We start from the raw sequence: 3,110 nt of genomic DNA, 5'->3' as shown, positions 1-3,110 counted from the left end.
GCGGTGGCGGTGGCGGTGGCGGTGGCGGTGGCGGTGGCGGTGGTCCCCTCGCTGCGCTGATCAAAGACCCGAATTTGCGTCCGAATCGTCCGCTTCGGCGGTCCTTCGATCAGCGCAGCCACGGCGCCCGGCGCCGCCGGGTCAGATCAGGCCCATCTTGCCGGCGAGGTGGACGGCCTCGGCCCGGCGGGAGACGCCGAGCTTGCGCAGGATGTTCCCGACGTGGAACTTCACCGTGGTGTCGGAGATGAACAGCTTCTTGCCGATCTCCACGTTCGACATGCCGCGGGACAGCAGTTCCAGCACCTCCTGCTCCCGGCTGGTCAGCTTGTTGTCGGACTCGGCCGGTGTCGCGTGGATCCCGCGGACCATCGCGGCCGCGCTCCGGGCGTCGAAAGCGCTGCCGCCCCGGCTGATGTCGCGGATGGCCCGGATCAGGGCCGAGGTGTCGACGTCCTTGACCACGTACCCGCGGGCGCCGTTGTGGATCGCCGCGAGCACCAGGTGATCGTCGATGAACGTGGTCAGCACCAGCACTCCGAGTTCGGGATGGGCGGCCACCAGGGCCGCACACAGGTCCAGGCCCTCGGTGTCCGAACCGGTGGACAGCTTCAGATCCAACACCACGATCGCCGGCCGGACCTGGTCGACCACGGCCCGGCCCGACTCGAAGGTCGCGGCCTCGCCGACCACCCGGAAGTCCGGTTCCCGCTCCAGGATCGACCGCAGGCCGTGCCGGACGATCGCGTGGTCGTCGATCAGCACGATGTCGATCGAGGCCGGGCCGGCCTCGACAGTGTCAGTCATGGCGCCGTCCTTCCCGGGGCGGTCGCGGGCTCCCCGCCCCGGCGGAGGACGCCGCCGCGGTGTGGATGATTCGCTCGGCCGGCCTTGCTCATGGCGCCGTCCTTCCCGGGGCGGTCGCGGGCTCCCCGCCCCGGCGGCGGACGCCGCCGCGGTGTGGATGATTCGCTCGGCCGGCCTCGCTCATGGCGCCGTCCTTCCCGGGGCGGTCGCGGGCTCCCGCCCCGGCGGCGGACGCCGCCGCGGTGTCGATGATGCGCGCGGCCGGCCTCGCTCATGACGTCTCCACGATCGGCTTGATGGCCAGGTGGGGGTACGCCGGCTCCATCCGGACGGGCAGCGGGATCCGCACCTCGATCCGGACGCCGCCCAGCCGGGCCCGGCGGAACGCGAGGGTGCCGCCGACCTTCTCGGCCCGGACGGCCATGTTGGCCAGCCCCCGGTGCCGGCCGTCGGTCACCGCGTTGCGTTCGATGCGCAGCAGCCGGCTCAGGGTCACCGGATCGCCCGTGCCGTCGTCGGCCACGGCCAGCATCAGCTGATCGGGCCGGTAGCGCAGCCGGATCACCGCCCGGGTGGCCCCGGCGTGGTTGGCCACGTTGAACAGCGCCTCCCCGGCGATCCGGACCAGCTCGTGGTCCGGGCGCGGGCCCAGCGGCGTCTGCGGGCCGCCCTCCACCCGCACCTGCACCGGCAGCCGCGGCCGGTACTGGCCGGCCAGCTCGGACAGCAGCTCGGGCAACGACGCCGGGTCCTCCCCGCTGGCCGCGTGGTGCAGCGCGTAGATCGCCTCCCGCAGCTGCTGGATCGCCTGCTGCGTCAGGTCCTTGGCCCGGTCGAGCTGGGCCGCCAGCGCCCGCGCGGCCGGCCCGATGGCGGCCGCGTCCCCGCGCGCCATCTCCACCGCCATGCCGGCGCTGAGCACGTACTGGCTGACGCTGTCGTGCAGCTCGCGGGCGATCCGGTGGCGTTCGGCGTCCAGCAGTTCCCGCTGCCGGGCCGCGAGCAGGCGCTGCTCGGTCGCCCGCAGCTCGCGCGTGCGTTCGGTGAGATTGCGGTTCTGCTCGGTGGCCTCGTCGTAGAGCCGCTGGGCGCGCTGGTGCAGTTCCAGGCCGGCCTGGTACTGCTCGGAGGTGTGCAGGGCGACAGCCGCCTGGTTGGCCAGCACCCGGAGCACGGAGATGTCGCCCGGTTCGGGCGCGGCCGGCAGGTCGTGGACGGCGACCAGGCCGCCCACCAGCTGGCCCTCCAACGTCATCGGCACCCGGACCAGCGGATCGCCCGGGCCGGCCGGCGGCACCTCCCCGGAGCGGATCCGGGCGAGCTCGTCGGCGAGCACCGGCATGCCGTCCGGCCGGTCCAGGGCCCGTCCGGCGCCGTCCACCGCGACGAACCGCGGCCGCGCCCGGAGCAGGCTGCCGTCGCACAGGGCCAGCATCACCCACGGCGCGGACAGGTGGTCGCCGGCCGCGCGGGCGACCTCCTCGAGCAGCGAGCGCGGGCCTTCGCCGGTGCGGACCAGCGCCCGGGAGATCGAGTCCAGGGCCCGCACGGTCCGCTGCATGCGCTCGTCCGTCCGGATGAACTCCCGGTAGTACGAACGCTTTCCGGAGCGGACACCGGTCAACAAGGCCAGGTCGGGCGGTTCGGCGCCGGGCTGCCCGGACGGCTGCCCGGACGTCATTGCCGGCCGCCCTCACATGGCCGCACGGAGCAGCCCCTCGATGTCGACCGCTTCCGCGCTGCGAGGGTTGGTGGACAGGCAGGCGTCCTGCATGGTCGACCGGGCCAGCCGCGGGATGTCGTCGTCGCTGACCCCGATGTCGCGCAGCCCGCGCGGCACCCCGACCTCATTGCCCAACCGGCGCACGTATTCCGACAGGTGCTCGGCGACCTCGTCGGCCGGGGCGCCGGCGACCGGCAGGCCGACGGCGACGGCCAGGTCGCGGAAGCGGGCCGGGATGGCCTGCGCGTTGTACCGGATGACGTGCGGCAGCAGGATCCCGTTGATGACGCCGTGCGGCAGGTCGAGCAGGCCGCCGACCTGATGGCTCATCGCGTGGGTCGCACCGAGGATCGCATTGGTGAACGCCAGGCCCGCTTCCAGGCTGGCCTGGGCCATCTGGGTGCGGGCGTCCAGGTCCTCCGGCCGCTGGATGGTGGCCGGCAGGTAGTGGCTGACCAACCGCACCGCGGACAGCGCATGACCGTCGGCGAGCGGGTTGTGGGCCAGCGACACGAAGGACTCGATGCCGTGGGTGAGGGCGTCGAGCCCGGTGGCCGCGGCGAGCCACTCCGGCATGGTC

General features: G+C 73.7%; 2 protein-coding genes and 1 pseudogene. All 3 read right to left on the bottom strand.

All coding sequences use genetic code 11. The features are described 5' to 3' along the window. Positions 1–141: 141 nt before the first annotated feature. The gene (locus tag ACOJUF_RS11135) at positions 142–807 is read right to left on the bottom strand and encodes a MadR family response regulator transcription factor (protein ID WP_420121917.1); all 666 of its coding nucleotides are present in this window, start codon (positions 805–807) and stop codon (positions 142–144) included. A gap of 271 nt (positions 808–1,078) precedes the next feature. Continuing rightward, the gene (locus tag ACOJUF_RS11130; protein ID WP_420121916.1) at positions 1,079–2,488 is read right to left on the bottom strand and encodes a MadS family sensor histidine kinase; all 1,410 of its coding nucleotides are present in this window, start codon (positions 2,486–2,488) and stop codon (positions 1,079–1,081) included. Between the two features lie 12 nt (positions 2,489–2,500). Then, positions 2,501–3,110, bottom strand: a pseudogene (locus ACOJUF_RS11125) (alcohol dehydrogenase); the annotation flags it as partial.

Origin of the sequence: Nakamurella sp. (assembly GCF_048594475.1) — a bacterium.
Taxonomy (GTDB): Bacteria; Actinomycetota; Actinomycetes; order Mycobacteriales; family Nakamurellaceae; genus Nakamurella.
The sequence above is the reverse complement of the archived record's forward strand: the minus strand, read 5'-3'. Positions and strand labels throughout refer to the sequence as shown.